General features: G+C 46.7%; 29 protein-coding genes. 1 reads left to right on the forward strand and 28 read right to left on the reverse strand.

The annotated features are described in order from the left end of the window. Nucleotides 1-48 precede the first annotated feature (48 nt). The 27 genes from secY to rpsL form a co-directional block, all read right to left on the reverse strand. Nucleotides 49-1,344: a preprotein translocase subunit SecY gene (gene secY, locus FFM79_RS00840; RefSeq protein WP_137641585.1), complete on the reverse strand. Its 1,296-nt coding sequence runs from the start codon at nt 1,342-1,344 to the stop codon at nt 49-51. Between the two features lies 1 nt (nt 1,345). Beyond that, a complete protein-coding gene (rplO, locus tag FFM79_RS00845) occupies nt 1,346-1,777 on the reverse strand; it encodes a 50S ribosomal protein L15 (protein WP_137641586.1) in 432 nt (143 codons plus the stop codon). A 31-nt stretch (nt 1,778-1,808) separates the two neighbouring features. Further along, the gene (gene rpmD / locus FFM79_RS00850) at nt 1,809-1,991 is read right to left on the reverse strand and encodes a 50S ribosomal protein L30 (RefSeq protein ID WP_137641587.1); all 183 of its coding nucleotides are present in this window, start codon (nt 1,989-1,991) and stop codon (nt 1,809-1,811) included. Nucleotides 1,992-2,007: 16 nt separating this feature from the next. Continuing rightward, on the reverse strand, nt 2,008-2,508 hold the full coding sequence (gene rpsE, locus FFM79_RS00855; RefSeq protein ID WP_137641588.1) for a 30S ribosomal protein S5: 501 nt from the start codon (nt 2,506-2,508) through the stop codon (nt 2,008-2,010). A gap of 20 nt (nt 2,509-2,528) precedes the next feature. Next, the gene (rplR, locus tag FFM79_RS00860) at nt 2,529-2,894 is read right to left on the reverse strand and encodes a 50S ribosomal protein L18 (RefSeq protein WP_307722437.1); all 366 of its coding nucleotides are present in this window, start codon (nt 2,892-2,894) and stop codon (nt 2,529-2,531) included. 34 nt (nt 2,895-2,928) lie between these two features. Next, nucleotides 2,929-3,465 carry a 50S ribosomal protein L6 gene (gene rplF, locus FFM79_RS00865; protein WP_137641590.1) on the reverse strand — a complete coding sequence of 179 codons (537 nt, stop codon included), beginning with the start codon at nt 3,463-3,465 and terminating at the stop codon, nt 2,929-2,931. A 29-nt stretch (nt 3,466-3,494) separates the two neighbouring features. Then, a complete protein-coding gene (gene rpsH / locus FFM79_RS00870; RefSeq protein ID WP_137641591.1) occupies nt 3,495-3,890 on the reverse strand; it encodes a 30S ribosomal protein S8 in 396 nt (131 codons plus the stop codon). A 33-nt stretch (nt 3,891-3,923) separates the two neighbouring features. Next, the gene (locus FFM79_RS00875) at nt 3,924-4,109 is read right to left on the reverse strand and encodes a type Z 30S ribosomal protein S14 (protein WP_003638073.1); all 186 of its coding nucleotides are present in this window, start codon (nt 4,107-4,109) and stop codon (nt 3,924-3,926) included. Between the two features lie 20 nt (nt 4,110-4,129). Further along, nucleotides 4,130-4,672, reverse strand: a complete 543-nt coding sequence (rplE, locus tag FFM79_RS00880; protein WP_003638072.1) for a 50S ribosomal protein L5 — start codon at nt 4,670-4,672, stop codon at nt 4,130-4,132. 28 nt (nt 4,673-4,700) lie between these two features. Continuing rightward, a complete protein-coding gene (rplX, locus tag FFM79_RS00885) occupies nt 4,701-5,015 on the reverse strand; it encodes a 50S ribosomal protein L24 (RefSeq protein ID WP_137641592.1) in 315 nt (104 codons plus the stop codon). Nucleotides 5,016-5,048: 33 nt separating this feature from the next. Next, nucleotides 5,049-5,417, reverse strand: a complete 369-nt coding sequence (gene rplN, locus FFM79_RS00890) for a 50S ribosomal protein L14 (protein ID WP_003638070.1) — start codon at nt 5,415-5,417, stop codon at nt 5,049-5,051. A gap of 40 nt (nt 5,418-5,457) precedes the next feature. After that, a complete protein-coding gene (gene rpsQ / locus FFM79_RS00895; protein ID WP_137641593.1) occupies nt 5,458-5,727 on the reverse strand; it encodes a 30S ribosomal protein S17 in 270 nt (89 codons plus the stop codon). A 22-nt stretch (nt 5,728-5,749) separates the two neighbouring features. Then, nucleotides 5,750-5,944 (reverse strand): 50S ribosomal protein L29, encoded by a 195-nt coding sequence (rpmC, locus tag FFM79_RS00900; protein WP_024624521.1) that lies wholly within the window; start codon nt 5,942-5,944, stop codon nt 5,750-5,752. Beyond that, nucleotides 5,934-6,368 carry a 50S ribosomal protein L16 gene (gene rplP / locus FFM79_RS00905; protein WP_137641594.1) on the reverse strand — a complete coding sequence of 145 codons (435 nt, stop codon included), beginning with the start codon at nt 6,366-6,368 and terminating at the stop codon, nt 5,934-5,936. The genes rpmC and rplP overlap by 11 nt, the downstream gene beginning before the upstream one ends. Before the next feature lie 2 nt (nt 6,369-6,370). After that, on the reverse strand, nt 6,371-7,024 hold the full coding sequence (gene rpsC, locus FFM79_RS00910) for a 30S ribosomal protein S3 (protein WP_137641595.1): 654 nt from the start codon (nt 7,022-7,024) through the stop codon (nt 6,371-6,373). Nucleotides 7,025-7,036: 12 nt separating this feature from the next. Next, entirely contained in the window at nt 7,037-7,384 is a 348-nt protein-coding gene (gene rplV / locus FFM79_RS00915) for a 50S ribosomal protein L22 (RefSeq protein WP_057706094.1), read from the reverse strand. A gap of 16 nt (nt 7,385-7,400) precedes the next feature. After that, complete coding sequence (rpsS, locus tag FFM79_RS00920; protein WP_137641596.1) at nt 7,401-7,676, reverse strand: 30S ribosomal protein S19; 276 nt, start codon at nt 7,674-7,676, stop codon at nt 7,401-7,403. Between the two features lie 42 nt (nt 7,677-7,718). Then, nucleotides 7,719-8,558, reverse strand: a complete 840-nt coding sequence (rplB, locus tag FFM79_RS00925; protein WP_137641597.1) for a 50S ribosomal protein L2 — start codon at nt 8,556-8,558, stop codon at nt 7,719-7,721. Nucleotides 8,559-8,581: 23 nt separating this feature from the next. Next, nucleotides 8,582-8,875: a 50S ribosomal protein L23 gene (rplW, locus tag FFM79_RS00930; RefSeq protein WP_137641598.1), complete on the reverse strand. Its 294-nt coding sequence runs from the start codon at nt 8,873-8,875 to the stop codon at nt 8,582-8,584. Further along, nucleotides 8,875-9,498: a 50S ribosomal protein L4 gene (gene rplD, locus FFM79_RS00935; RefSeq protein ID WP_137641599.1), complete on the reverse strand. Its 624-nt coding sequence runs from the start codon at nt 9,496-9,498 to the stop codon at nt 8,875-8,877. The genes rplW and rplD overlap by 1 nt, the downstream gene beginning before the upstream one ends. Nucleotides 9,499-9,517: 19 nt before the next feature. After that, nucleotides 9,518-10,147: a 50S ribosomal protein L3 gene (gene rplC / locus FFM79_RS00940; RefSeq protein WP_137641600.1), complete on the reverse strand. Its 630-nt coding sequence runs from the start codon at nt 10,145-10,147 to the stop codon at nt 9,518-9,520. Nucleotides 10,148-10,185: 38 nt separating this feature from the next. Next, nucleotides 10,186-10,494: a 30S ribosomal protein S10 gene (gene rpsJ / locus FFM79_RS00945; protein ID WP_137641601.1), complete on the reverse strand. Its 309-nt coding sequence runs from the start codon at nt 10,492-10,494 to the stop codon at nt 10,186-10,188. Nucleotides 10,495-11,045: 551 nt separating this feature from the next. Further along, the gene (locus tag FFM79_RS00950; protein ID WP_137641602.1) at nt 11,046-12,881 is read right to left on the reverse strand and encodes a serine hydrolase; all 1,836 of its coding nucleotides are present in this window, start codon (nt 12,879-12,881) and stop codon (nt 11,046-11,048) included. A 137-nt stretch (nt 12,882-13,018) separates the two neighbouring features. Next, on the reverse strand, nt 13,019-14,935 hold the full coding sequence (locus FFM79_RS00955) for a serine hydrolase (protein WP_137641603.1): 1,917 nt from the start codon (nt 14,933-14,935) through the stop codon (nt 13,019-13,021). A gap of 178 nt (nt 14,936-15,113) precedes the next feature. Then, the gene (gene fusA, locus FFM79_RS00960) at nt 15,114-17,210 is read right to left on the reverse strand and encodes an elongation factor G (protein WP_137641604.1); all 2,097 of its coding nucleotides are present in this window, start codon (nt 17,208-17,210) and stop codon (nt 15,114-15,116) included. A gap of 364 nt (nt 17,211-17,574) precedes the next feature. After that, nucleotides 17,575-18,045, reverse strand: a complete 471-nt coding sequence (gene rpsG, locus FFM79_RS00965; protein WP_125070828.1) for a 30S ribosomal protein S7 — start codon at nt 18,043-18,045, stop codon at nt 17,575-17,577. A gap of 13 nt (nt 18,046-18,058) precedes the next feature. Beyond that, nucleotides 18,059-18,472 carry a 30S ribosomal protein S12 gene (rpsL, locus tag FFM79_RS00970; RefSeq protein ID WP_137641605.1) on the reverse strand — a complete coding sequence of 138 codons (414 nt, stop codon included), beginning with the start codon at nt 18,470-18,472 and terminating at the stop codon, nt 18,059-18,061. Nucleotides 18,473-18,755: 283 nt separating this feature from the next. On the opposite strand from rpsL, the gene FFM79_RS00975 reads away from it, so the two are divergent. Further along, entirely contained in the window at nt 18,756-19,436 is a 681-nt protein-coding gene (locus tag FFM79_RS00975; protein WP_137641606.1) for a prepilin peptidase, read from the forward strand. Between the two features lie 174 nt (nt 19,437-19,610). Here FFM79_RS00975 and rpoC read toward each other — a convergent pair whose 3' ends face one another. Beyond that, on the reverse strand, nt 19,611-23,252 hold the full coding sequence (gene rpoC, locus FFM79_RS00980) for a DNA-directed RNA polymerase subunit beta' (RefSeq protein WP_137641607.1): 3,642 nt from the start codon (nt 23,250-23,252) through the stop codon (nt 19,611-19,613). Nucleotides 23,253-23,254: the final 2 nt, after the last annotated feature.

The following is a 23,254-nucleotide window of genomic DNA, read 5'->3' on the forward strand; positions in this document are numbered from 1 at the left end:
TCCTCCTAAATGCACAAATGTGCTGAGTCTCCCCAACACATTCGCTGATTAACGGATAAAACCGACATAGTCACGTTTCATCATTAATCCTTTAATTTGACGAATTGTTTCAAGGGCAACCCCGACAACGATCAGTAGGCTAGTCCCACCTAAACCAATGGATTCATCCAAGCCCCAAATATCAGAAGCTAATAATGGAATCAAGGAAATTAATCCAAGGTAAAGTGACCCAACGGTACTTAATCGCATCAACAATTTTGAAACCCAGTCCTGAGTATCTTTACCTGGCCAAACACCAGGAATATAGCTGCCTTGCTTTTGCAAGTTCTTAGAGAGTTTTTCAGGATTGACCTGAACGAACGCGTAGAAGAACGTGAAGAGCACGATCAGTACGGTGTATAAAATCGCACCGGTCGTTGACTGCATGTTAAAAATATTACTCATCACTGTGTACCAAGTTTCGTCACCATGACTGGATTGGAAACCGAGTAAAATCGTTTGCGGCGTTGCGATAAAAGAACTCGCGAAAATAACGGGAATAACCCCGGCAACGTTCACCTTCAGTGGTAAATAACTACTGTCAGGTGCACCGGCTGCACGGCGCGTGTATTGAATTGGAATTCGATCATTAGCTTGTTCAACCCAGGTCACAAACATGACGATGATTAGAACAATCAATAATAATCCAACGACAAACAAGCCACTCTGCCACCACTGACTCTTTGCAACGTTCACGAACTGTTCTTGATAAATTTGATAAATCGAGGTAGGCATCCGAGCAATGATTCCGGCGAAGATGATAATGGAAACCCCATTACCAATCCCGCGGTCCGTAATCATATCCCCCATCCAAGTGGTTAACATTGCCCCACCGGTCAGGATAATCCCAATCGTCAGGTACGTGCTAACACTCGGATTATCAACTAACTTAAGTTGACTTAAGGAGTTAAACCCGGCAGTGATCCCGATTGATTGCAGGAACGCTAAGGCAATTGTTAACCAACGCGTCGCTTGATTAAGCTTCCGTCGACCAACTTCACCTTGCTTCCCCCATTCAACAAACTTAGGAACAATGTCCATTTGAAGCAATTGTACAATGATTTGTGCCGTGATATAAGGGGATACCCCCATAGCAAGGATGGAATAATTTGTTAAACCGCCACCACTGAATGTATTCAACATACTTATCAGTCCCGACGACGCAATCGATTGAAGCGCCTGCGCGTTAACGCCCGGAACTGTGATATAAGAGCCAAGACGAAATACAATCAAAACGCCCAATGTGAACAGAAGTTTATTCCGAATATCCTTTACTTTGAGAGCGTTCTTCATGGTAGTCAGCAAATTAGATCACCTCAGTTTTACCGCCAGCAGCTTCAATAGCTGCAACCGCCGTTGCAGAGAACTTGCTTGCCTTAACTGTTAATTTTTTGTTGAGTTTACCATTACCAAGAACTTTAACGGCAGCACTCTTCTTAACTAAGCCAGCTTCCTTCATTGATTCTGGTGTTACTTCTGCACCATCATCAAACCGGTTTAAGCCGTCAAGGTTAACAACCGCATATTCTTTACGGTTAATGTTAGTAAATCCACGCTTTGGAATCCGACGATACAATGGCATTTGGCCACCTTCGAACCCTACACGAACTTTACCACGAGCCTTTTGACCCTTTTGGCCACGACCAGAAGTCTTACCATGGCCACTTGAGTCACCACGACCAATGCGACGACGAGTAAAACGTGATCCTTCACTTGCTTGTAATTCATGTAACTTCATTTAGTAGGCACCTCCTCTTAGAAAATTTAAATTACTTGATGATTTCGACATCGACTAAGTGTGCGATGTGGAAAATTTGTCCGCGAGTTGCTGCGTCATTAGGTTTAACAACGGAGCTGTTGATCCGGTTTAAGCCTAATTCCTTCACAATTTTACGTTGCTTAGGAAGACGGTGAGCTGCGCTGCGAACTAAAGTGATCTTTAATTGAGCCATGTTGTTTGTCCTCCTATTATTCAGCTAAATGTTCAGCTGAGACACCACGTAAAGCAGCGATTTGTTCAGCAGTCTTCAAGCTCTTCAAACCTTCGAACGTTGCACGTACAACGTTAACTGGTGTGTTGGAGCCAAGGCGCTTACTAGTAACATCGTCAACGCCAGCCAATTCCATGACGGCACGAACGGCGCCACCAGCGGCAACCCCAGAACCTTCAACGGCAGGCTTAAGCATGATGCGACCACCACCGTAAACACCAATTGTTTCATGAGGAATGGTGGTACCAACCATTGGTACAGTGATCAAGTTCTTTTTAGCAGCTTCGGAAGCTTTCCGAATTGCTTCTGGAACTTCTTGAGCTTTACCAGTACCGAAACCAACGTGTCCTTTGTGGTCACCAACGATTACTAAAGCAGCAAAACGTAAGCGACGACCACCTTTAACAACTTTAGTAATCCGGTTGATGGCAACAACGTTATCGTCAAGATCTAATTTTGATGGATCAATGAAAGTCATATGGTATTATTCCTCCTTTGTTAGAATTTAAGTCCGTTTTCACGAGCAGCTTCAGCCAAAGCTTGAACCCGACCGTGATATAAGTAACCGCCACGATCAAAGACTACGTCAGAGATCTTCTTTTCAGCAGCACGTTTAGCAACAACTTCACCAACTGAAGCAGCTTGTTCGGTCTTGTTGTTACCCTTAACTTCGCTATCTAAAGTTGAGGCACTTGCGAGCGTTACACCCTCTACATCATCAATAACTTGAGCGTAGATGTTTTTGTTTGAACGATAAACATTTAAGCGTGGGCGCTCAGCAGTACCAGAGATTTTACCACGAACGCGTGCATGACGACGTTGGCGGGTTTGATTCTTATCTGGTTTTGAAATCACAATAGTCACCTCTATATATTAGTATGGACAGCATTAAGCTGCATTATTTACCAGTCTTACCTTCCTTACGACGAACATATTCATCGACGTAACGAATCCCTTTACCTTTGTAAGGTTCAGGTGAACGAATTGCCCGAACTTCAGCAGCAAAGTCACCAACCGCTTGCTTACCAATACCAGAGATATTGATGTGCGTGTTGTCAGGAACTTCAACTGTGAGGCCTTCTGGCGTTTCAAATTCAACAGGATGGGAATAACCAACCGTCAATACTAACTTCTTGCCTTGCAATTGGGCACGGTAACCAACACCGACCAATTGAAGGTTCTTAGTAAAGCCTTGAGTGACCCCTTCAACCATGTTGTTGACATTTGCACGCGTAGTTCCGTGTAATGCCTTCATCTTGTAATCATCAGTTGGGCGCGTGAATTTAACTTCGTTGCCTTCAACCGTCATCGTAATTTCGCTAGAGATGTTCCGCGTTAACGTCCCCTTAGGTCCCTTAACCGTAACGACTTCACCAGCTTGTGATACTTCTACCCCTGCGGGTAATTCAATTACTTTATTACCAATACGACTCACTTATTTGCACCTCCCGTCTTAATTAAATCTTACCAAACGTAAGCTAAAACTTCGCCGCCAAGCTTCTTAGCGCGAGCTTCTTTGTCAGTAATAACGCCTTCTGAAGTTGAGATGATAGCAATCCCTAAACCGTTTAATACCTTAGGAACAGCATCAGCCTTAACGTATGAGCGTAAACCTGGCTTTGAAATCCGCTTCAAACCAGAAATAACCCGTTCGTTATCCTTACCATACTTCAAGAAGACACGGATGATGCCCTGTTTGTCATCATCGATGTATTCAACATCGCGAACAAAACCTTCATTCTTTAAAATTTCAGCAATGTTGCGTTTGATATTTGATGCAGGAACTTCTAATGAATCGTGGCGTACCATGTTTGCGTTACGGATACGAGTCAAGAAATCTGCGATTGGATCAGTCATCATGAAAGTTTAACCTCCTTTAACTTGGGTTCTTTTTTACCAGCTGGCCTTTTTCATACCAGGGATTTGACCTTTGTGGGCCAGGTCGCGTAAGCAGATACGGCACAAGTGGAATTTACGGTAAACTGAATGTGGACGACCACAACGTTCGCAACGCGTGTAGTTTTGTACGTTAAACTTTGCGCCACGTTTTTGTTTAGCAATTTGTGATTTTTTAGCCAACTTCGATTAACCCCCTTCGGTTATTTGGCAAATGGCATGCCAAATTGAGTTAACAACTCACGTGATTCTTCATCACTATCAGCTGTTGTGACAATTACAATGTCTAAACCGCGAACACGGTTAACATTATCATAGTTGATTTCTGGGAAGATCAATTGTTCACGGACACCCAACGTGTAGTTACCGCGACCATCAAATGAACGGGTACTTACACCATGGAAGTCACGAACACGTGGTAATGAAACGTTGATCAACTTATCTAAGAAGTCATACATGCGTTCGCCACGTAAGTCAACCTTGGCACCAATTGCCATACCTTCACGAAGACGGAAACCAGCGATAGATTTCTTTGCCCGGGTAACCAATGGTTTTTGACCGGAGATCAAAGTCAATTCTTCAACTGCTTCGTCTAAGTTTTTAGCGTTAGTGACTGCATCACCAACACCCATGTTCAAAACGATCTTTGCCAGCTTTGGCACTTGCATTACTGAAGTGTAGTTGAACTTGTCAACTAAGGCTGGGACGATTTCTTTTTCATATTGAGCTTTTAAACGGTTTTCCATGAAACTTGCTTCCTCCTTTCAGTCAGTATTAGTTTTCTAAGTCTTTACCAGACTTTTTAGCAAAACGGACACGCTTGCCATCATCTTCGCGACGAACACCTAAACGAGTAGGTTCGTTGGTCGATGGGTCAAGGAACATGACGTTTGAAGCAGCGATTGGCGCTTCGACATCCACGATACCGCCTTGTGGGTTAACGTTCGTAGGCTTTTGGTGTTTCTTGATCTTGTTAACACCTTCGACAACGACACGGTTCTTGGCAACGAGTACCTTTTTAACAGTACCTTCTTGACCACGATCCTTACCGCTGATTACACGAACTTTATCACCAGTTTTAATCAACATTAGGTTGCGCACCTCCTTATTTACGGTGTGAGACTAAAGTACTTCTGGCGCTAATGAAACGATGCGCATAAAGTCTTTATCACGTAATTCACGAGCAACGGGGCCAAAGATACGAGTACCTTGAGGCGTCTTGTCATCGCGAATAATAACTGCAGCATTTTCGTCAAACTTGATGTATGAACCGTCAGCGCGGTGAACACCAGACTTAGTCCGGACGATCACAGCCTTAACAACGTCATGAGCTTTGACAACACCACCGGGTGTTGCTTGCTTGACCGTCGCAACGATGATATCCCCAATGTTAGCAGTTTTACGACCAGAGCCACCTAATACCTTAATAGTAAGGATTTCACGGGCACCGGAGTTGTCAGCAACTTTTAAACGACTTTCTTGTTGGATCACGTTAAGTGTCCTCCCTTCATGTAATTTTATTCAGCTTAAACTAGATAATAACAGCTTTTTGAACGACTTCAAGTAAGCGGAAACGCTTAGTAGCTGAAAGAGGACGAGTTTCCATGATCTTGACGATATCGCCAATGTGGGCTTCATTGTTTTCATCATGAGCCTTGTATTTCTTTGAATAACGGACACGCTTACCGTAAACCGGATGGTTCTTGTAAGTTTCGCGTACGACAACGATTGTTTTATCCATCTTGTCGGAAACGACGCGTCCTTGGATAACCTTACGGCTGTTCCGAGTATCTTCACTCATTCGTGATTGCCTCCTTTATACTCTACTTGTTTAACTCTTGTTCACGCAACGCAGTTTTAATGCGCGCGATATTCTTACGAACTTGCTTTAAACGAGCGGTGTTTTCAAGCTGACCAGTGGCCAATTGAAAACGCAAGTTGAAAAGTTCGTCTTTGTAAGACTTTTCTTTTTCGAGCATTTCAGCAGTGGACAATGCTTTAATTTCCTTAGCCTTCATCTGATTCGCCACCTACTTCCTCGCGCTTAACAATCTTAGTTTTCACAGGTAACTTAGTGCCGGCTAAGCGCAAAGCTTCGCGAGCAACTTCTTCGGAAACGCCACCGACTTCAAACATAACCTTGTTACGCTTTACTGGGGCAACCCAACCTGCAGGAGTACCTTTCCCATTACCCATCCGGACACCGACACCTTTTTCAGTGTAGGACTTGTGAGGGAAAATCTTAATCCATACCTTACCGCCACGCTTCATGTAACGGTTCATAGCAACACGGGCAGCTTCAATCTGCCGGTTGCTGATCCAGTGTGATTCAAGGGTTTGTAACCCAAAATCACCAAAAGCAACTGTTTTACCGCCTTTAGCTTCACCGCGCATTTTACCACGGTGAACACGACGGTACTTAACCCGTTTAGGTACCAGCATGTTTAGTTTCCTCCTTTAGCAGATTTCTTTTCTGGCAAGATTTCGCCACGGTAGATCCAGGTCTTAACACCTAACTTACCGTAAGTCGTCCGTGCTTCAACCCATGCGTAATCAATGTCCGCACGGAGCGTATGCAACGGAACAGTACCGTCTGAATAAGTTTCGACACGTGACATGTCGGCACCGTTCAAACGACCAGCAACCTGAGCTTTAATACCCTTAGCGCCTGAACGCATCGTACGTTGCATTGCGCCACGCATTGCACGACGGAAAGCAACCCGGCCTTCCAATTGACGCGCAATACTTTCACCAACTAATTTAGCATCTAAATCAGGCTTCTTGATTTCGATGATGTTGATGTGTACTCGCTTACCAGTTAAATTGTTTAATTCTTTACGAAGTGCTTCAACTTCAGAACCACCCTTACCAATAACCATCCCTGGCTTTGCGGTATGGATTGAAATGTTCACGCGGTTTGCAGCGCGTTCGATTTCAACGGTGGAGACGGAAGCGTCGGCAAGTCGTTGTTCGATATACTTACGGATGCGTAAATCTTCGTTTAAGTAGGCAGCAAAATCTTTTTCAGCGTACCATTTTGCTTCCCAGTCACGAATGATTCCTACACGTAATCCGGTTGGATTTACTTTTTGACCCACGCGTTATCCCTCCTATTTTTCAGTAACTGTGATCGTGATGTGGCTTGTCCGCTTGTTGATTGGGGAAGCAGAACCCTTTGCCCGTGGACGGAACCGTTTTAAGGTTGGTCCTTCGTTAACAAAGGCTTCGCTTACGACCAAATCTTCACGATCTAAGTCAAAGTTATTTTCAGCGTTAGCAACTGCTGAAAGCAATACTTTTTCAACTACTGGAGATGCACCCCGTGGAGTGAACTTCAAAGTTGCTAAAGCTTCAGCAACGCTCTTACCTCTGATAAGATCAACGACTAGGCGGACCTTACGAGCGGCAATCCGAACAGTTTTTGCAGTTGCACGTGCAGATGTTACTTGTTCAGCCATTCTTTTATCCTCCTAACTACTTCGTTTTCTTATCGTCAGTACCGTGACCATGGAAAGTCCGTGTAGGTACAAATTCACCTAACTTATGACCAACCATATCGTCTTGGATGTAAACTGGGACATGCTTGCGCCCATCATATACAGCGATAGTGTACCCAATAAAACTTGGGAAAATTGTTGAACGACGTGACCACGTCTTGATGACAGATTTCTTGTCAGAATCAGATTGTGCATCGATCTTGTTTAAAAGATGCTGATCTGCGAAAGGTCCCTTCTTTAAACTACGACCCATCGTGTGACCTCCTCTCGAGAACTACAGTAAATTCAAATATAATTAGTGTTTGCCTGGGCGACGACCACGAACAATAAGCTTGTTTGAACGAGCTTTGGTGTTCCGAGTCTTCTTACCAAGAGTCTTCTTACCCCATGGAGACATTGGAGATGGATGACCGATTGGCGCTTTACCTTCACCACCACCATGAGGGTGATCGTTAGGGTTCATTACAGACCCACGAACCGTTGGACGCTTACCTTGCCAACGAGTCCGGCCGGCCTTACCAGAATTGATTAATTCGTGTTGTTCGTTACCAACAGTACCAATCGTAGCACGGCTAGTTAATAGAACTAAGCGAACTTCACCAGAAGACAAACGAACGATTGCGTACTTGCCTTCCTTACCAAGTAATTGTGCAGACGCACCAGCAGAACGTGCTAATTGTCCACCCTTACCAGGCTTCAATTCAATGTTATGAATAACGGTACCAACTGGGATGTTAGTCAATGGCAATGCGTTACCAACTTTAATATCGGCTTCGGCACCTGATTGAACTGACATGCCAACTTCCAAACCTTTTGGTGCTAAAATGTAGGACTTAACCCCATCAGCGTAAACTAACAAAGCAATGTTTGCAGTCCGGTTTGGATCATATTCGATTGCTTTAACGGTTGCTGGAACATCGTCCTTGATCCGCTTAAAGTCAACCAAACGGTATTGTTGTTTATGACCACCGCCACGGTGACGCACAGTAATGTGACCGTAACTGTTACGACCAGCCGTGTGACTTTGTGAGTCTAATAATGACTTTTCTGGCTTCGTCTTAGTGATTTCAGAGAAATCTGAAGCAGTCATATTACGACGGCCGTTAGTGGTTGGTTTATACTTCTTAATACCCACTAGAGTGACCTCCTAAATTAGATTTATTGTTGATCGTCGTTGAACAATTTAATTTCGTTCGAATCGGCGCTTAAGGTAACAATGGCCTTACGACGCTTCTTAGTGTAGCCGGCGTAACGACCTTGGCGCTTAAGCTTACCGTTAACGTTCATAACGTTAACCTTAACGACCTTAACATCGAAGATTTCTTCGATAGCTTTTTTAACTTGTGTTTTCGTAGCCTGTACGTTGACATCAAATGTATAGCGCTTGTCGTCCAAGTCAGCCATTGATGCTTCAGTAATTACAGGACGTAAAATTACATCGCGTGCTTCCATTATGCGAGCGCCTCCCCTAATTGATCGAGGGCTTTTTGGGTAACGACTAATTTGTCACTATTAGCAACATCTAAGACGTTAACACCTTTGGCTTTAAGGATCTTAACATTTGGTAAGTTACGACCTGCCAAAGCAGCCTTTTCATTGTCCTCTTCAACCAAAACAAGAGTCTTGGTGTCTACATTGAGGTTGTTTAATACGTTAGCAAATTCCTTAGTCTTAGGTTGGTCGAAAGCCAAAGCTTCAACGGCAACTAAGTTTTGATCTGCGACCTTTTGAGAAAGGACAGACTTCAAAGCTAAGCGCATAACCTTCTTAGGTAATTTGTAGCTGTATGAGCGTGGTGTTGGTCCGAAGACGATCCCACCTTTACGCCATTGTGGCGAACGGATAGAACCTTGACGCGCACGACCAGTACCCTTTTGACGCCATGGTTTACGACCACCACCGCGACGAGCACTCCGGTTCTTTACAGCGTGAGTTCCTTGACGCATTGATGCACGTTGCATCAAGATGGCGTCATAAACAACGTTTTCGTTTGGTTCGATACCAAACACAGCGTCATTCAAAGTAACGTCACCGTTTTGCGTCCCGTCTTGTTTGTATAATGCTACGCTAGTCATGTATTATGTCCTCCTTCCTTTATTTACTCTTTACGGATGTTTTAACCGTAACAAACGATTTGTTTGCGCCAGGGACGTTCCCTTTAATTAATAAGACGTTGTTTTCAACATCGGCACGAACAACTTGTAAATTTTGCATCGTCCGTTGGTGATTACCCATCCGACCTGGTAACTTCTTACCTTTGAAGACCCGGTTGATGATGGCACCTAATGAACCTGGACGACGGTGGTAACGAGAACCGTGGGCCATAGGACCACGACGTTGGCCGTCCTTATGAACGTTACCTTGGTAACCATGACCTTTAGTGATACCCGTAACGTCGACTGCATCGCCGGCTGCAAAGATATCAGCCTTGACTTCGTCACCTACTGTGTAATCTCCAAGCTCAACATTACGAATTTCACGAATGAAGCGCTTAGGAGTCGTTTTTGCTTTTGCTGCATGACCTTGAGCAGGTTTGTTCGTCAAGACTTCACGCTTGTCATCCACACCTAATTGGATTGCTTCGTAACCGTCGTTTTCAACAGTCTTAACTTGCAACACAACGTTAGGTTGAACTTCAAGGACAGTAACTGGGATTAATTCCCCGTCTTCGGTGAAGACTTGCGTCATTCCTACCTTTTTCCCTAAGATTCCTTTAGTGGCCATGAGTACACCTCCATTTAATTGATTTTTAATTTAAAAAATTAAAGCTTGATTTCAATGTCAACACCGCTAGGCAAGTCTAACTTCATTAATGAGTCGACCGTCTTTGGCGTTGGGTTAACGATATCGATTAACCGCTTGTGAGTCCGCATTTCGAACTGTTCACGTGAGTCCTTAAACTTATGTGGTGAACGTAAAACGGTGTAAATCGTCCGTTCAGTTGGTAAAGGAATTGGACCTGAGATAGTAGCACCAGTTCTCTTTGCCGTTTCGACAATCTTGTCAGCTGACTGATCAAGAATACGGTGTTCGTAAGCCTTTAAGCGAATACGAATTTTTTGGTTTGCCATTGTTGTGACCTCCTTCGTCTATTTTGAAAATAAGACTAGCTCCGTGAAAATTACCGCCACGTCCCATGACAATGTGGCCGGGCGTGTCGCAACCTTTCACATCAAAGCTAACTACGACTACTTGATGATGGGGGTATAGTAACCCCCTCAGAAATACCAAGCACAATCTATAATAAATGAAAAGCTGTGTAATAGCAAGTACTTTCGCACTTTTTTCTACTCATCGTGTATCTCGCGTTACCTTTTTTGAACCAGCACCAATAAATGTAACATAGATTGGCACTGATTAGTAGTCATTTCCATGATTAATTTAAAACTCGGCTGGTAATTAGCCAGCGAAAACCAACAGCGACTAGCATACCACTTTTTATTAAAAAGCGCCGACTTCTACACTTTCAAGTTTCACTAATGAAAGGACGCGTAACCGCAACCGTCTAAATCCGCGTGCGAGCAAGTACTAGCGGCCTTTGCGTCTGCGGTTGCTGATCACTTTCTTCCTATTATTAACAAAACGCAACCATTGTGCTTTCACAATGATTGCGCATAGGCGACTACGGCCGCAAAATGGTGTGCGTTGCTTTGGCCAGCTTCTCCACGAGCTGAACGCCGCTAGCCATCGTTTCATCCTGATTAGTATAAATTGCAATCAAGTAACCAGACGGTCCGTCGACCCGACCAATACTATTAATTTGACAGCCGTTCCCCTCACTGCGCGAATCAATCCAGCCATTCTTTAACTGATAATCGTCGGCCGCTTTAGAGATTCCCCAGTCCTGATCCGAGCTCACCTGACTCATTAACGCCTGAATGTGCCGCTGCGACTTCGTACTTAAATAATCATTGGGCTGATAAACCGTTCGTAACAAGCGCAACTGGTCACTTGGCGTCGTAGTTGACATGCCCCACGCCTCCGAATCAGCGGTCGTGTGCGTCATCCCTAGCGCGTGATACAGATTTCCCAGACTTTCATAACTCCCGAGCCGCTCACTAAGTAAATAGGTCGCCGCCTGGTTATCGCTATTTTGAATCATTTCCACAGCCTCATTCTGATCCAGCTGGCGATAAGTCAGCTGGCCCTGATCGCGCCGATGAAGTAATTCCGTTAAAATTCCGACCTTAACGGTACTGGCAATCACAAAGCCACTCCCGTCCGGATCCTTGGTATAGCTAACCGTTTGCTTCGTATGTAGATCATAAATCGCAATTCCGGCCTTCGCGTCCTGACCATCAATAATTTGACGCCAGCGCCGTTGCAGGGCAGCTTTTTGCTGGGCAGGCGTAGTTTGCGCCCGCGATGTTGGTGCTTTGGCCGTCGTTTTGGTCGCCGAGGGCACCGTCTTCTTGACCGCCACCGCCGCGTGCGCTGGTTGTCCGTGGCGCGTTTGAATTGCCGTGACCCGATTTACCTGCCACCCTAAAACGCCCGTCAGCACCACGCCAAGGCCAACAAAGACCATCGTCAATTGCTTGGCATTTAAATTATGCCGCTGATAGCGGCGATACCCCCACGTATCCGCCAGCGCGACAACCAAAACTAAACCAACGGTTATAATGCGAGGCCCCAAGCCCGCCCGGGTGATCAAAGTAAAGTTGACGCTTAATAATAGACTGCTCATAAAGAGTACCCGCCAAACTTGCCAGTGACGCACCGTCAGTGCCCGCGTTTGGGCGTTAATAACGGCCCAGCTCACGATGAGGCTGACCAGCACAATCACCGCTAATAGTTGCCAGTGGACTGTCAGTGGCGCGCCCTTCATTCCAAGGATGATAACTACCAATAGGCTCGCTACCGCGAACCAAAATGCCGGTAACCGCTCCCCGGTTGGGCGCGCCGCAGCTGGAAACCGGCGCGTTGCAAGGCAACTTCCCAGCGCCAACGGTAACCCGTATAAACTCGGTGCCATTTGCGCCCCACGCGCCGTCAGCCAGCCCACGTGACTGATCAAAATTAAACCGCCAAGCGCGAGGGCCACCCGCACAACGCCCTGGCGTAACCGCCATCCCCGCCGCTGAAGGCCGACGAGTGTTACCGTAACCAGTAGTAGGGCCACGACCGGCACGTTGATGGGCCACAGCCCGGCCAGTCGTAACTGCTGCTGCCAATCTGCTAACGTTGCAAAGCGCGGCGTCGTTGTCAGCACCAGTATCAGACTCCCAAGCGCCACAACTAAAAACGCTTGCAATAAGAAGCCGACTTCTGTCAGACTCCAGCGCCGCAGTCCCCCTTCGGTCGTCGCCGTTAATGCTTGTCGCGTCATGCCGTAACCGAGTAACCCGTAGGTCAGACATAGACTGATTACTTCCCCATTAAAACTCGCGTATTGCCAGCTAATCCCCACCAGTAATACGCTGAACCAACCTAACCCATACCACCGATCGAACTTCATTTCGTCACCTCAGTTGATAGGGCCTTTCAATTTCAATTCTTATAGTCAGTTTAGCATATCTAGCCACTAAAAATTAGTACAGTTCGTATTGGTTGTCGCGTATAAAAAAAGCGCGCCGCAACCGGCACGCTTTTTCGTTAATTTGGTAATAGGACTTTGCGAGTAGCCGCCGCCAGCTTTTCAACGAGGGTGACCCCGTCCTGCATGGTTGCGTCCTGATTCGTATAGATTGCAATGACGTACCCGTCCGCATCATTGGCTTCATCATAGACGTGGCCAATACTATTAACCTGCCAGCCCAACCCATTATCGCTCAGATTCATCCAGCCATTTTTTAACTGGTAATCGGGGGCGCTACGTGAAACACCCCAGCTCTGCTCATCACTCACGGTTCCCATTAGATGCTGAATCGTTTGTTTAGACTGCTTACTCAGATAATTGGACGGGTAGAAAATCGCCCGCAACAACTTAACCTGGTCCGCCGGCGTCGTTTTTGTCATACTCCAGGACGTTAGGTTAGCGGTCGTACTGGTCATTCCTAACTGCTGATAGAGGTTGTTTAGTGCACCGTAGCTCCCGAGTCCCTGGCCAAGCAAACTCGTCGCTGCCGCGTTATCGCTATACCGAATCATCGATTTTGCCAACGTCTGTTCGTTTTCCGTAAACGTCAGGTTGCCCTGATCACGTTGGTGTAATAACTCCGTCAAAATTCCAGCCTTAATGGTACTAGCAACGTAAAAGCCGCTCCCATCCGCATCCTTGGTGTAACTATAACTTTGCTTCGTCTGGGCATCATAAACCGCAACCCCAACCTTAACCGTTTGTTGATCAATAATCTGCCGCCACGACCGCATTAGCGCCGCTTTCTGCTTTACCGGATCAACCGCAACCGTTTTTTTGGCCTGTTTAGCTGAATTTGCCGACTTAGTTGCTTTGGTTGCTTTGGCCGCCGTACCGGTCGCATTCCGCGCCGTTACCGGCTTCGGGTGGGCCACCCGTTTGGCCTGATACGCTGAAAAGCTACCCAAAATTGCAACTAACATGACCGCTACGCCCACAATCCACGGTAAGCGGCGCTGAACGCCCAATTGGCGCCCCAATGCGCCGGAACGCCACTTTCGGTATAGCCACCCGTCAAAAATAACGACGATGGCCGCCACGAGCAATGCTAACCCAACCGTCCACAAGCGCTCGCGCTTGGCAATCAAAGTTAAACTCGCCCCGGCAATTATGTATAACACAAAACTTCCTCGTAACCCTTGCCAATAGTGCGTCGTTGACGGTTGCGTCTGGGCGCTAATTAATCCCCAACTGGTTATTAAGCTCCCGAGCAAGAGCACCGCTAACGTTCCCCAGTGCGACTGCAGGGTCCTCAGACTCAGCATCGCAATCATCCCCGCACTCATCAATAGCAACGCCACTAAATAATCGAACGGCGTGTTGACTAGCTGGCGACTAACCGAGCGTTCGGACCGCGTCGCTAAACAACTTCCGAGTGCAAACGGAATCAAATATAAACTCGTCGGCACTGACTGCTGGGCCCCCAGCAACCACGGCAGGTTAAGCACCAGGCTCAGCCCGATTACGAGTAACGACCAGCCAACCAGCCCCCGTCGTAATGAGCGTCGCTGCCAATCTAAGCCAGCCGCAACGAGTTCCCACAGGAGCCACCCCAAAATTGTGATTCCTAACGGCCACAACGCGGCGAAAACGTTCTGCCAAACCGCGACCCCCGTTTCTAGGCGCCACATCAATCCGAGTAGCGGCTGAACTTGGCTACCATATAAGCCCGAAAAATCTGGGTCTACCAGCCGGCTCGTCACTAGACTAAAGCCAATTAACAAGACCAGCGCCTGTAAAATGAACAGGCCGCCCGAAACTAACCTTGAGCGCCGCGTAGTATTCATTAATAATCGCTTCGTGTAGCCGTACCCCAGTAGCCCAAACACTAACGTAAATATTAACAACAAGCCATTAACGCTCGCCCACTGCCAACTAAGCAATAACCAAACTAGCGCAAAACCACCTAACCCGTACCATCGATCAAATTTCATCCCGATAACCTGCTCCCCTCATGTCCAAAGTAATACTCTCATAAATATCACTATAATAACGGTTTCACTGATAATAATCAATCCGAATTGACGCGCTCACCATCACCAGCTCACCATCATTGAACTTATAATCAAAAAAAGCCCCGGACACGTGTCCGGAGCTTTAAAAGCCTCAAGCTTACTTGGCAGGAGTGCCGCCGTTCTTCTTGATAATATCTTCTTGAACTGACTTTGGTACCTTTTCGTAATGGTCAAAGGTCATCGTGAAGGTCCCACGGCCTTGAGTTGCGGAACGTAACGTGGTTGCGTAACCGAACATTTCAGCCAATGGTACGAATGCGTGAACTTCTTGAGCGTTCCCACGTTCTTCCATCCCTTCGATGTTACCACGACGAGCAGTTACGTGACCCATAACATCACCTAAGTAATCTTCTGGGGCAACGATGTCCACCTTCATGATTGGTTCCAGAATAACTGGGCCCGCACTCTTAGTGGCATTCCGTAATGCTAACGAAGCGGCAATCTTGAAGGCAGCTTCACTAGAATCGACATCATGGTAAGACCCATCATAGAGCTTAGCCTTAACGTCAACTAATGGGTAGCCAGCTAACACACCGTTAGCCATAGCTTCCTTCAAACCTTGTTCAACTGAAGGAATGTATTCACGAGGAACAACCCCACCAACGATGGCATCTTCGAATTCGAAGCCTTTACCTTCTTCGTTAGGTGTGAATTCAATCCAAACATCACCATATTGACCTTTACCACCAGATTGGTGAACGAATTTACCTTGAACCTTAGTTGGTTGCGTGAAGGTTTCACGGTATGAAACTTGTGGCGCACCAACAGTAGCCTCAACGTTAAATTCACGACGCATCCGGTCAACGATGATATCCAAGTGAAGTTCACCCATCCCGGCGATCAAAGTTTCACCAGTTTCAGGGTTAGTTTCAGCCTTGAAAGTTGGATCTTCTTCAGAAAGCTTTTGTAAGGCAACGTTCATCTTGTCTTGGTCAGCCTTAGTCTTAGGTTCAACGGCAACCTGGATAACTGGGTCAGGGAATTCCATTGATTCCAAGTGGTATGGATGTTCAACGGAAGTCAACGAGTCACCAGTCGTGGTGTTCTTTAAACCAATGGCAGCGGCGATATCACCAGAGAAGACTTCTGGGATTTCTTTACGTTGGTTTGAATGCATTTGAAGCAAACGACCAACCCGTTCACGCTTGTCCTTAGTTGCGTTCAAGACGTATGAACCAGATTCCAACGTTCCTTGATATACCCGGATGAAAGTCAAACGACCAACGAATGGGTCGGTAGCAACCTTAAATGCTAAGGCAGCAAATGGCTTGTCGTCACCGGCAATCAAGTCAACTTCTTCATCAGTTTCAGGATCAGTAGCCTTGTATGGCTTAACATCAAGTGGTGATGGTAAGTAGTCCACAACGGCGTCCATTAACATTTGAACACCCTTGTTCTTGAAGGCAGAACCAGCAAGAACTGGGAAGAATTCCAATGATAAGGTCCCTTTACGGATAGCAGCTTTAATTTCGTCTTTAGAAATTTCTTCACCGCCAAGGTACTTTTCCATGATGCCATCATCGATATCAGCTAAAGCTTCGATCAAGTCGTCACGAGCTGCTTCAGCTTCTTCTTTGTATTCATCAGGAACGTCAACCGTATCCCATTCAGTACCAAGTTGATCTTCATCATAAAGGTCAGCCTTCATTTCGATTAAGTCAATGACCCCTTCGAAGTTGTCTTCGGCACCAATTGGTAATTGGATAGCGTGGGCGTTGGCTTGTAAGCGATCATGAATCGTACTTACAGAGTACTTGAAGTCCGCACCGATTTTGTCCATCTTGTTAACGAACACGATCCGAGGAACGTTGTAAGTTGATGCTTGACGCCAAACCGTTTCAGTTTGGGGTTCAACACCAGATTGGGCATCCAATACGGCGATGGCACCATCTAACACACGGAGTGAACGTTCAACTTCGACGGTGAAGTCCACGTGTCCGGGAGTATCGATGATGTTGATCCGGTGGTTTTTCCACTGTGCGGTAGTCGCAGCAGAGGTAATAGTAATCCCACGTTCTTGTTCTTGGGCCATCCAGTCCATTTGTGAAGCACCATCATGGGTTTCACCAATTTTATGGATTTTACCAGTATAGTACAAGATACGTTCGGTAGTGGTAGTTTTACCAGCATCGATATGGGCCATAATACCAATGTTACGAGTCTTATCGAGTGAAAATTCTCTTGTATTAGCCATTAGTAATGTGTTTCTCCTCTCAAAATAAATGGAATAAACAATTTGGAATACATTTATGAGTAAACGACCCGGCCGTTAAGCTGAGCTTTTGACAACGCTAAGTAAACTTACGTTAACCGCAAGCGACGTTGGCGCTGGTCACGGCTCGTTCCGCACCTAAAATGAAGCATCCGTTGTGGCGACGCGGTACGCCGCCCTGCATAAGTATACCATGCTTCGGACGTCCAGTAATTCGCGAGGCGCAAAAAAATGCTTGCGTTTCCGAATTATTTTTTAAAAAAGTGGCTACTATATGCTTACATATAATAGCCACCTTGTTGTTGCGTTTTAGTTAAAGGCGAGCTTTAACCAAATCACAGAAATATTACCAACGATAATGTGCAAACGCACGGTTGGCTTCTGCCATCCGGTGAGTGTCTTCACGTTTCTTAACGGAAGCACCGGTATTGTTAGCAGCATCCATGATTTCACGAGCTAACCGGTCGGACATTGTATGTTCGCCACGTGAACGAGCATATTGCGTAATCCAACGAAGGCCTAAGGTCGTCTTACGATCTGGGCGAACTTCGATTGGAACTTGATAGTTAGAACCACCAACACGGCGGGCCTTAACTTCAAGAACTGGCATAACGTTCTTCATTGCTTCTTCGAAGACTTCCAAAGGATCGTTACCAGTTTGTTCTTTAATTTGATCAAACGCATCATATAAAATCGTTGATGCGGTACCGCGCTTACCATCTAACATTAAGTGGTTAATTAAACGCGTTACTAACTTAGAATTATACATTGGATCTGGCAAAACTTCGCGCTTTGCTGGTGCACCTTTTCTTGGCATTTAACTTACCTCCTTATTTCTTAGGCTTCTTGGTACCGTACTTCGAACGGCTTTGACGACGGTCTTCAACACCGGCCGTATCCAAAGCACCACGGACAACGTGGTAACGAACACCAGGTAAGTCCTTTACACGACCACCACGAATTAAAACAACACTATGTTCTTGGAGGTTGTGGCCAATACCAGGGATGTAAGCAGTAACTTCGATTAAGTTAGATAAACGCACACGTGCGTATTTCCGTAAAGCCGAGTTAGGCTTCTTAGGAGTCATGGTACCAACACGAGTCGCAACCCCACGTTTTTGTGGCGCTGGATTCTTAGTCGCAACCTTCTTGTAACTGTTATACCCAAAGTTTAAAGCTGGGGAATTTGATTTTGATACTTTAGTTTTACGACCTTTACGAATTAATTGGTTAATTGTAGGCATATTCTAAAGTGTCCTCCTTCCAATATTGTCTGTCTTTTTAAGTCCACACATCCAGGTGGTTCTTTTTTAGTTAAAAAAATAGCACCGGACGATGGCGATTGTGCGATAAGCCGACCAGTCAGCATGTCTGTATTCCCGAATACAGGAATCTGTCTGCAAAAAGCACCTTTATTAAGGTAACACGTCTTAGCCTGAAATGTCAACTAGTACCGTAAAAAAATGAACTTGAACCGCGCCCACGTAGTTACTAGTATCCGCACTACTTACAAGGAGGCTTTCACCAATGTTACTCACGCACACACTGCTATTTTGGATTGGTGCCTGTTGGGGCTCGTGGTTAACTTGCATGGCCGAGCGCCTGTCGGCCAACCAGTCCCTGTGGCGCCAACCGCGTTCAGCTTGTCCGGTTTGCCACCACCAGCTACGCGCTTGGCAGTTAATCCCGCTGGTGGGCGCAGCCGTTCAAGGGTGGCGTTGCCATGATTGTCACCAACCAATCAGTTGGTACTCAACGTTACTTGAAGCCCTCTGTGGCTGGCTGCTTATGATTAGCTGGCACGCACCCAACCAAATTCCCCTCTTAATGTTAGGGGCGTACGCGGTTTTACTGTTTAATAGCCTGACCGACTACCTCACGTTCGACGTTTACCCGAGTACGCTACTCCTCCCCGGCGGGCTAGGTCTTTTGTGGCACCCACTTACCCTTAACGCGGCGTTTCTAAGTCTAATCGGCTTACTGGTAGGGTTGAGCCTCTGTGCCCTTTTTACCAATCGCTTTGGTTTGGGGGACGTCGACGTCTTATTAATGCTCAGTACCCTCGCGCCACCGGCCGTCGTCATCGAAAGTCTGCTACTAGCCACGTTGGCAGCCCTCCTCATCATCGTCAGCCGCCGAACTCCCGGACCACTCCCCTTCGTCCCATTCATCACTTGGGGCTTCATCCTCTGCACCCTCGCGCCATAATCAAGATGAACTGCCGCATCGTCAAAAAGTTCTGTACCACTTAGTGTTGAACCTGCCACCAGCAGCGGGTGTATCTAGGTAGCTGAAACACTGCGGGCAGCAATAGCTCCCATATACCACCAAAATAAAAGAAGCGCCCCCCAAATGGGAGACGCTTCTTTAGCACACGCGCAATTACTTGCTCGTATCCTGTTCTTGCATTTGTTTTTCAAGGTCGCTAATTGAGTAAACTCCATCAGCCACGTTGCCAACTTCCTTTGGCTTGATATGACGGTAAACCGGCATACCAGTCCCAGCAGGAATAATCTTACCAATGATGACATTTTCCTTCAGACCGATCAATGGATCGTTCTTACCACGGATAGCCGCATCAGTTAAGACCCGAGTCGTTTCCTGGAATGAAGCCGCCGACAAGAAACTATTCGTTTCAAGGGCTGCCTTAGTAATCCCAAGGATAACTGGCCGTGACGTTGCTGGAATACCACCGGCAATCAAGGTCTTGTAGTTTTCGTCCTTGAAGTCCGCAATATCCATTAACGTCCCAGGCAAGACGTCGGTATCGCCCGGATCCATGATCCGAACTTTCCGAAGCATTTGCCGAATCATGATTTCAACGTGCTTATCGCCGATTTCAACCCCTTGCATCCGGTAAACCCGTTGGACTTCACGGAGCAAGTAGTTTTCAGTTGATAAGACGTCACGAACTTGAATCAGCTGCTTAGGATCGATTGACCCAACGTTCAGCGCCGCACCACGGTGAATAAAGTCGCCTTCACTAACCGCCATCCGTGCTGTCAACGGTAAAGTATAAGTCCGGGTATCAGTTTCACCCTTAACCGTAACTTCCTTCGTCCGTTCCGCTGGATTTTCTTCGATTGATTGAACCGTCCCAGTAACTTCAGTAATCTCGGCACGCCCTTTAGGATTCCGCGATTCAACGATTTCTTGAACCCGTGGTAACCCTTGGGTAATATCGTCACCGGCAACCCCACCAGTATGGAAAGTCCGCATGGTTAACTGCGTACCAGGTTCACCGATTGATTGAGCGGCAACCGTCCCAACGGCTTCACCGACTTCAACTTCGTCACCAGTAGCCATGTTCCGGCCGTAGCAATGTTCACAAACCCCGTGCTTCGTGTTGCAAGTGAAGGCGGAACGAATCGTAACTTCGGTAACCCCGGCGTCAACGATTGTTTGTGCTAAGTCTTCATCAATTAAGACGTTGTTGCCAACGATTTCTTCGTGCGTTTCTGGGTTGAAGACCGTCTTCATCGTGTAACGGCCAAGAATCCGGTCGTACAACGGTTCGATGACTTCATTACCTTCCATGATTGCGTGAATCCGCAACCCACGGTCAGTTCCACAGTCCTTTTCACGAACGATAACATCTTGGGCCACGTCAACTAGTCGACGGGTCAAGTAACCAGAGTTGGCAGTCTTCAAGGCCGTATCGGTCATCCCTTTACGGGCACCGTGGGTCGAGATGAACATTTCCAAGACGGAGAGACCTTCACGGAAGTTTGAAAGGATTGGCAATTCCATGATCTTCCCATTAGGGGCAGCCATTAAACCACGCATCCCGGCAAGTTGCGTAAAGTTCGAGATGTTACCACGCGCACCAGAATCACTCATCATGAAGATTGGGTTATCTGGACTGAAACTATCAATCAGTTTTTGTTGAATTTGGTCCTTGGCGTCGTTCCAAACACCAATGACCCGTTCGTACCGTTCGTCGTCGGTAATTAACCCACGCCGGAACTGCTTGGAAATTGTGTTAACTTGCTTATGAGCCGCATCAATAATGGCTGGCTTTTCTTTCAAGTCAGTAATATCGGCAACCCCGACGGTTAACCCGGACTTAGTTGAAATGTTATAACCTAAGTCCTTCATCCGGTCAAGCAACAGTGACGTTGCCGTCACGTGGTACTGCTTGTAAACTTCGGCGATGATATCGGCTAAGAAGCCCTTCTTAAATGGCATGATCAAGTCCTGCGCGTCTAAGAATTGACGAATATCTTCACCGGGCTTCAAGAAGTACTTGTCCGGAGTTCCATCAATCAAGTTATCGTTAGTTGGTTCGTTCAAGTAAGGGAACTTCTTCGGCAAAATGTCGTTAAAGATGGCCTTACCAACGGTCGTGACTAAGATTTCATGTTTTTGGTCTTCGGTAAACGGCTTTTCAGGCATGGATGAAACTTGAATCCCAACCCGACTGTGCATGTGCACGTAGCCTGCTTGGTAAGCCTTTTGGGCTTCGTTCAGATCCTTGAAGATCATCCCTTCGCCTTCACGGCCGACTTCTTCAGTCGTCAAGTAGTAGTTCCCGATAACCATATCTTGTGAAGGCGTTACAACTGGTTTCCCATCCTTCGGTGCCAAAATATGGTGAGCCGCAAGCATCAGTAAGCGTGCTTCAGCTTGCGCTTCGTCTGACAGTGGCAAGTGAATGGCCATTTGGTCACCATCAAAGTCGGCGTTATAAGCTTCACAGGCTAACGGATGCAACCGCATCGCTTTCCCACTAACCAGTACGGGTTCAAACGCTTGAATCCCTAACCGGTGCAAGGTAGGGGCGCGGTTCAAGAGAACCGGGTGTTCTTTAATGACGTCTTCTAAGACGCCCCAAACATCATCATCAGCCCGTTCAATCTTACGCTTAGCGTTCTTAATGTTAGAAGCTAATTCACGCTTGACCAATTCCTTCATAATGAACGGTTTGAAGAGTTCCAACGCCATTTGACGTGGTAAGCCCATTTGGTTCATCTTCAGGAACGGACCAACGTCGATAACGGAACGGCCAGAGTAGTCAACCCGCTTACCAAGTAAGTTTTGACGGAACCGCCCTTGCTTCCCTTTCAACATGTGTGAGAGGGACTTCAATGGCCGGTTACCAGGACCGGCAACTGGCCGACCCCGCCGACCATTATCGATCAAGGCGTCCACGGCTTCTTGTAACATCCGCTTTTCGTTTTGAACGATGATGCCCGGTGCGTTTAAGTCTAATAACCGCTTCAACCGGTTGTTCCGGTTAATAACCCGCCGATAAAGGTCGTTCAAGTCGGAAGTGGCGAACCGGCCACCTTCAAGTTGAACCATTGGCCGTAAGTCCGGTGGAATGACCGGAATTGCGTCCATTACCATCCAGGCCGGACGGTTACCCGACGTTACGAAGGCTTCGACGATGTCTAACCGCCGAACGGCCCGGGTCCGCTTTTGACCAGAGGCGTCCTTCAAAGCTTCTTTTAAGTCGCGGGCTTCTTTTTCAAGATCCACGTCATCTAATAAACGTTTGATGGCTTCGGCACCAATGTCGGCAGTGAATTCATTACCGTATTGGGCCTTCTTTTCACGGTATTCCCGTTCAGAAAGCAACTGCTTCTTTTCCAATGGTGTGTTACCAGGTTCGATAACGACGTATGAAGCAAAGTAGATGATTTCTTCCAAAGCACGGGGGCTCATGTCTAAGACTAAGCCCATCCGACTTGGGATACCCTTGAAGTACCAGATGTGTGTTACTGGTGCGGCTAATTCGATATGACCCATCCGTTCACGACGAACTTTACTCCGAGTCACTTCAACCCCACACCGGTCACAGACGATCCCCTTATAACGGATTCGTTTGTATTTACCACAAGCACATTCCCAATCCTTAGTAGGACCAAAAATCCGTTCGTCAAACAAACCGTCTTTTTCAGGTTTCAATGTCCGGTAGTTAATGGTTTCCGGCTTTTTAACTTCGCCATATGACCAGCTGCGGATCTTGTCTGGCGATGCCAGACCGATCTGCATGCTCTCAAACTTGTTGACATCGATCAAAG

Source organism: Lactiplantibacillus modestisalitolerans, from assembly GCF_005405425.1.
Lineage (GTDB): Bacteria > Bacillota > Bacilli > Lactobacillales > Lactobacillaceae > Lactiplantibacillus > Lactiplantibacillus modestisalitolerans.